The organism is Corallococcus terminator, assembly GCF_003611635.1.
Lineage (GTDB): Bacteria > Myxococcota > Myxococcia > Myxococcales > Myxococcaceae > Corallococcus > Corallococcus terminator.
In genome coordinates, this window is sequence record NZ_RAVZ01000746.1 from 1 (window position 1) to 789 (window position 789).

Below are 789 nucleotides of genomic sequence, written 5' to 3' on the forward strand. Positions count from 1 at the left end.
CGTCTGGAGCCCCCAGCGCTCCGGGCCAGATGAAGCGCAGCAGCAACCCTCCGCCCACCAGTCCGGCGAGGAAGGCCAGACGCCAGCCCCGCTCCCCACTTACGGAGCCGAAGAGTCCCCCCGCGATGCCACTGATGCCCGCGATGCGCGCGTTGAACAGCAGGAGCAGCGAAGCACTCAATCCGATGAGGGCTCCACCAAGGAGGGGAAGAATCAACGAGGCCATGGGGGGCTTTCGAGGGAACCGTGTCCTCGGGGACCTAACACCCCTGGCGGCAGGCCGCAGACCTGAAACAATGCCGAAAGCCAGGACTGGCCCCTTCTTCTGAGCAGGGACCCAGTCCCCAAAAAAGAGGACCTGGCCAGCAGGGCCAGGTCCTTGGATACGCCCGTTCAGCCAGGCGCGCTCTGGGTGTCAGCCGCCAGGGTTCAAGGGTGACACAGGAGGTCCACACCGCAGGTTTCGAGCGTCGGACAGGTCCCGCAGTCCGCAACCATCCGCGGGTTTCCGCACGCATCCAGGGCAGAGAGGGTGCCGCACTCAGCGCTGTTCTCGGTGCACAGGGTCGCATCATCCTGAGCAACGCAGCGGATGAGGTCCAACGCATTGTTGGCAGGGGTCTCCTCCGGCGCATCCGAACGGGCATGGGCCTCCAGCGTGACCCCCCAGTGTCAGCGTAGTTGTCGCCTCGGCTGAGCAGCCGAGGTGACCACCTGAGCGGGGCGAGCAGGAAGACAACGGTGCCGTATACGGACGCATTCAAGAGTCAGATGGTGAAGCGGATGCTG

General features: G+C 65.1%; 1 protein-coding gene. It reads right to left on the reverse strand.

Going from position 1 to position 789, the window contains the following annotated elements; genetic code table 11:
• Nucleotides 1-226: YeeE/YedE family protein (locus D7V88_RS41925; protein WP_372241179.1), on the reverse strand; the 226-nt coding region annotated here is incomplete at its 3' end.
• Nucleotides 227-789 lie beyond the last annotated feature (563 nt).